The organism is Roseateles sp. P5_E11, from assembly GCF_054049355.1.
Genome location: NZ_JBFUMO010000400.1, coordinates 1 through 5,449, shown reverse-complemented (window position 1 = coordinate 5,449; position 5,449 = coordinate 1). Strand labels below are relative to the sequence as shown.

5 protein-coding genes and 1 pseudogene are annotated in these 5,449 nt (G+C 67.4%); 3 read left to right on the top strand and 3 right to left on the bottom strand.

The window, feature by feature from the left end:
* Nucleotides 1–154, top strand: a pseudogene (locus ACXJKR_RS22990) (methyl-accepting chemotaxis protein); the annotation flags it as partial.
* A gap of 19 nt (nt 155–173) precedes the next feature.
* Here ACXJKR_RS22990 and ACXJKR_RS22985 read toward each other — a convergent pair.
* The 3 genes from ACXJKR_RS22985 to ACXJKR_RS22975 form a co-directional block, all read right to left on the bottom strand.
* Complete coding sequence (locus ACXJKR_RS22985) at nt 174–2,426, bottom strand: TonB-dependent receptor plug domain-containing protein (protein WP_457324780.1); 2,253 nt, start codon at nt 2,424–2,426, stop codon at nt 174–176.
* 62 nt (nt 2,427–2,488) lie between these two features.
* Nucleotides 2,489–2,938 carry a group I truncated hemoglobin gene (locus ACXJKR_RS22980; RefSeq protein ID WP_457324779.1) on the bottom strand — a complete coding sequence of 150 codons (450 nt, stop codon included), beginning with the start codon at nt 2,936–2,938 and terminating at the stop codon, nt 2,489–2,491.
* A 13-nt stretch (nt 2,939–2,951) separates the two neighbouring features.
* Nucleotides 2,952–3,842: a DUF3034 family protein gene (locus ACXJKR_RS22975; RefSeq protein ID WP_457324778.1), complete on the bottom strand. Its 891-nt coding sequence runs from the start codon at nt 3,840–3,842 to the stop codon at nt 2,952–2,954.
* Nucleotides 3,843–3,958: 116 nt separating this feature from the next.
* Here ACXJKR_RS22975 and apbC point away from each other — a divergent pair, with 116 nt between their 5' ends.
* A complete protein-coding gene (gene apbC / locus ACXJKR_RS22970; RefSeq protein ID WP_457324777.1) occupies nt 3,959–5,053 on the top strand; it encodes an iron-sulfur cluster carrier protein ApbC in 1,095 nt (364 codons plus the stop codon).
* 8 nt (nt 5,054–5,061) lie between these two features.
* On the top strand, nt 5,062–5,449 hold a 388-nt coding region (locus ACXJKR_RS22965), incomplete at its 3' end, for a hypothetical protein (protein WP_457324776.1).

Here is a 5,449-nt window from a genome sequence, read left to right as displayed (position 1 = left end):
GAGCACCGGCGTCGGTCAGGTGGGTGACGCCGTTTCGCAGATGGACCAGGTCACCCAGCAGAACGCCGCGCTGGTGGAAGAGAGCGCCGCAGCGGCTGAGAGCCTGAAGGACCAGGCCGGGCGCCTGGTCACTGCCGTCAGCGCGTTCTCGCTCACGCGCTAGCCGTCTCGGCTCAGATCTTCATCTCCCAGCGCAGCTGCCACTGCACGTAGCTTGGCCCGCCGCTGCGCGACGTGATGACTTGATCGCCCGTGGCGATGACCGAGCCCGTGAAGTAGTCCATCGCCGACAGATTCGTCGCCGACAGCCGCAGCGACTGTTCGGTGTTGATGGCCCACAGCGCGAACGCGTCGACCACCGCCTTGCGGCTGACCGTGGTCTCGGTGATCAGCGTCTGCTGCGTGGTCGTCGATGGCGTCCAGTTCAGCGAGGCGCCCAGGGTCAGCGGCACGGAGCGCAGCCGGTAGTCGGCTCCCAGGTTGGCCGTGCCCTTGGGTTGCCCGTCGATGTGGTTGTTCGGCCCTGGAATGCCGTCGACCTTGGACGTAAAGACGCTGAAGTTGCTGCGCACATTGATGGGCAGTGCACCCTCGAAATACTCATCGAGGCGAAAGCGCGCCTCCAACTCGACACCAGCGGTCGACGCCTTGCCGATGTTCTGCGGGCGAGCCACCCAGCGCTGCGTCGCGGCCCAGGGCACCGTCTCCAGCGCTGTCACGGTGCGCATCAGGTTCGTGATGCGGCGCGCGAAGAAGTTGGCACTCAGCAGGCCGCCCTTGGTCAGGTAATGCTCGTAGCCAATCTCGAAGCCGGTCGCCAGCTCGGGCTTGAGGTCGGGGTTGCCGGCGCGGTCGGGCGTGTTGGCCTGGTGAGGCACCTGGCTGTTGATGGTCGGCCGCGCGATCAGGTCTTGCAGCTGCGGGCTGCGGTAGCTGCGCGTCAGGCTGGCGCGGATCATGTCGCGGCCCTTGTCGTCGAGCTTGTAGCGGGCATGCGCCAGCGGCGTGAAGACGCTGGACTTGTTGCGCGCGTCGTAGGTTGCGGCGCTGGACTTGGTGGTGATGCCCTCCCAGCGCAGGCCGGCGTAGAAGTCCCATTGCTTGCCAACGTTCCACTCGTCCTGGGCATAGGCCGCCACGCGCACCGAGGACGCATCCAGGTCGTCGCCGAAATCGTCCAGCCCCGGCTGGGGCGCGCCGTTGACCAGGGTCACGCGGTTGGTGTGCCGTGTTGTCCCTTCGCCCTCGATGCCGCTGACAAGAGCATGGTCGCCGCCCAGGTTGTGCGAGATCTTGGCCAGCGCACTCCAGTTGCTGTCGCGGCTGGTGTTGTTGTCGTCCTGCAGCCGCGTGGCCGCACCGGCCAGGCGTTCCTGGCGCACGCTGTGGCTCTCGCCACGGGCGCGGCCGATGCCGCCGCGGGCCTCGACCCGGGTGTCGCTGCTCAGCTTGCTCTGCCACTGCGCGTTCAGCCGCGCCATCGTGAAGCGGTTGTCGCCGTCGGTGTCGGCCTGGTCGAAGAAGCCGGGGGGCAGGGGATTCGGCTGAGGCGTCGTCGTCTGCAGCAGCTGGGTGTTGCTGCTGGACTTGGTCGAGACGATGAAGGGCTGGATGGCCAGGCTGTCCGTCGCGTTGAGCTTGAACTGCACGCGGCCGGTCAGGTTCAGCGCGCTGCGCTGGTCTTCGGTGCGGCCGCGCGAGGTCAGCAGGCTGTCACTGTTGCTCGCGACGGAATGGGTCAGCGTGTCGTTGATGATGTCGTCGACGCGCTTGCCCTGCATCGCGTTGACGGTCAGGTTGTAGGCATGGCCCTCGCCGAAGTTGTCGTTGCGCGTCCAGCTGATGCCGGGGCTGATCTGGCCGCGCTCGGTGGCGAAGCCGGCGCGGAACTCGTTGAGCTTCTTCTTCAACGCCTCGCGCAGCACGATGTTGATGGTGCCGGCCACGGCACGCGTGCCGTACTCGGCCGTGGGTGCGCGCAGCACCTCGATACGCTCGACCTGCTCGGGCGGCAGCTGGTCCAGCGAGAAGCCGGGCGGCATGCGCTCGCCGTTGACGAGGATCTGCGTGTAGCCGCCGCCCATGCCGCGCATGCGGATGTCGCCGCCGCGGCCCGGGCGGCCGCCGGTCGTCACGCCGGGCAGGCGCTTGATCATCTCGCCCAGCGTCGAGTCGCCGAACTTCTCGATCTCTTCGCGCGTGATGACGATCTTGCTGGCCGTGGAGGCTTTGCGGATAGATTCGTCAGTGGCGGTGCCCGTGACTTCGACGCGCTTGAGCTGCTCGGACTTGGCGTCGGCGGGCTTGGGTGCCGGGCGAGCCGGCGCGGAGGCCGCCGCATCGGGTGCGGCGGGGAACTGCGCAAGGGCAGGCAAGCTGCCGCAGGCCGCCAGCAGGGCGGCCGCGGATACACGGGTGAGTTGCATGGCTGGCAGTGTGCCGCGCGGGCCCGGCCGCCTTGTGGCGCCGCGGTTAACGAAAGAATTCTTTACCGACGTTGCTGCGTTTCAGTCACYGTGGTGACGATTTCGCGGTGCATCGGCGCCAGCCTGGCCAGCATGCCGTTCTGCGCGCTGAAGGGAATGCCCTTGGCATCCATGGCCTGCTGCAGGATCTCCACCAGCGCATTGAAGTCGCGCCGGGCGATGTCCAGGTCCTGGTGCACCAGCTTCATCGGCACGCCCTTGTAGACGCAGGGGCCGCCGGCCTCCTGGCAGAGCTGATCGGTCAACTGGGTCGCCAGGTTTTCGCGATTGGTGTTCTTGAAGAAGGGAGCCGTGCGCGGGTCGGTCAACAGGCGCGGCACGAAGTCGTCCATGACCGCGCGGATGCCGGCCTTGCCGCCCCAGGCCTGGTAGACGCTGTCGTTGGCGGGGGGCGTCTGCGCGAACGCGCCAGCGCAGGTGAGCAGCAGGCAGGCAAGAACGGCGCGGGCCATGGGGAACTCCGGGTCAGAGCGCGAACTGCGCGGACAGATAGCCGCCGGTCTGGCGCTTGGGCTGCACGGCCGGCGCGATGCGGCCGAGGTCCACCCAAGCGGCGGTCAGCGAGACATGCTTGTTCGGCGCCCAGGCGATGAAGATGTCCTTCCAGTCGTCTTCCTTCAGCGCGCCCGCGCCCAGCACCGACTGGTTCAGGTTGTCCGGCTTGGCGCGAAACTCGACGCCGACGGCCAGGTTCTTGGCCAGCAGCTTGGCGAGCGAGAACTCGGGTTGCAGCCGGTAGCCCTTGCCCTGGGCACCGCCGAAGCCCAGCAGCCCATTCTGGTTGGCCTTGGTGGCGCGCAGCGTCAGGTTGACGAGCACGCCGTCGGCCAGGACGAGCTTGGTGGCGCTGGCGTAGAAATCGGTGCCCGAATCCCTGGCGCCGAGTGGCCCGAACAGCGTCGGGCCGAGGTTGCCGGCGTGGGTCTTCTTGTGCTCCAGGCCGATGGCTATCTGCGGCATCAGCGTGTCGCTGTCCAGCACGGCGTCGCCCACCAGGCGCAGCTTCACGCCGAGGATGTTCTGCTTCAGGTGCAGGCCGTCCAGGCCGAGGGGAGCGAGATTGCTTTCGGTGTCAAAGTCCTGCCTGGCCAGCGAGACCTCGATGCGGTCGTGGAAGGCGATGGCCGCACCATAGGTCAGCAGGCCGTAGTTGCCGGTCTTGGCGCGGGTGAGGAAGGCGGTGGCGCCGACTTCGCCGGCCGTGGCATAGCTGCCGGTCACGGCCCAGGGCGTCAGCCCGCCGCCGGCGGCGCCGTCGATGCTGGACACGCCGCCGGTCAACAGCAGCTTGCCGGACTGGGCAAGGGCTGAGGTCCCCAGCAGGGCGGCGGCAAGCAAGACAACAGGTCGGCGCATGAAATCTCCGGCGGCAATGCGGGGCCGCCTCACTCTACGCACAAAGCCCGCCGACTGGATGCAGACCGCTTGCGGGCTAGACTGTTCGCCCCGTTTGCCGTGAACTGTTCSCTGYCATGACCGCGATCTCCGATGTCCAGCTGCAACCCCTGCTGCAAGCCGTGGTGGACCCCGGCAGCGGCCGCCCGCTGGGTGAAGCCAAGGCGGTCAGGTCGATCAAGGTGGATGGCGCGGATGTCGCCGTCGACATCGAACTGGGTTACCCGGCTGCCAGCCAGCACGCGGCCCTGCGCGCGGCTGTCATCGCCGCGGCCAAGGGGCTGGCGGGCGTCGGCAATGTCAGCGTCGCCATCACCACCCAGGTCGTCGCTCACGCGGTGCAGCGCGGCGTGCAGCTGCTGCCGGGCGTGAAGAACATCATCGCCGTCGCCTCCGGCAAGGGCGGCGTGGGCAAGAGCACGACGGCCGCCAACCTGGCCCTGGCCCTGCATGCCGAAGGCGCCCGCGTGGGCGTACTGGACGCCGACGTTTACGGCCCCAGCCAGCCGCTGATGCTGGGCGCCAGCGGCCGGCCCGAGTCGCTGGACGGCCAGAACATGGAGCCCCACATCGCCCACGGCCTGCAGGTCAACTCCATCGGCTTTCTCGTCGAGGACGACCAGGCCATGATCTGGCGCGGCCCCATGGCCACGCAGGCGCTGGAGCAACTGCTGCGCCAGACGCGCTGGCAGGAGCTGGACTACCTCGTCATCGACCTGCCGCCGGGCACCGGCGACATCCAGCTGACCCTGTCGCAGCGCGTGCCCGTCACCGGCGCCGTCATCGTCACCACGCCGCAGGACATCGCGCTGATCGACGCCAAGAAGGGGCTGAAGATGTTCGAGAAGGTGGGCATCCCCATCCTCGGCATCGTCGAGAACATGGCCGTGCATATCTGCTCCAACTGCGGCCATGCCGAACATATCTTCGGCGCCGACGGCGGCCAGAAGATGGCGGCCCAGTACGGCACCGAGCTGCTGGCCTCCCTGCCGCTGGCCATGAGCATCCGCGCCCAGGCCGATTCGGGCACGCCCACGGTGGCTGCCGAGCCGGACGGTGAGGTAGCGAATCTTTACAAGGCGCTGGCCCGCAAGGTCGCGGCCAAGATCGCCGCCCAAGGCAAGGACTACTCGGCCAAGTTCCCGAGCATCTCGATTTCCAAATCGACCTGAGGCGGCGTATGTCGTTCGCAAAGGTGAAATTGCTTCTCGCTGCCGTGACAGCAGCATTTCTGGCGATTGGCAGCTTTCAGCACCTCGTGTCGCCTGGTTTGAGATGGATGGCCATTGCTGCTTCCGTGCTGTCCGCACTCGCATTGCTGGCCTGGCTTTGGCGCCGTCGTGACGATGTCAGCGCCGCTTATCGGGCACGCCGCCAGGAGCTGCGTGAGGAGTACGCCCAAAGCAGCKAGCCCTGGCGCAAGGTTCGTGAGCCCAAGCTGAACGCGCAGACGTTTTTTTTGCTGGCGCTGATGTTTGGGATTGGCGCGGCGTTTCTCTATTTCACGTATTTCGGTCGCAATGATGCGGGCGCAAGCAGCCGGGCTTCAGTGCATCTGGTCGATGGCC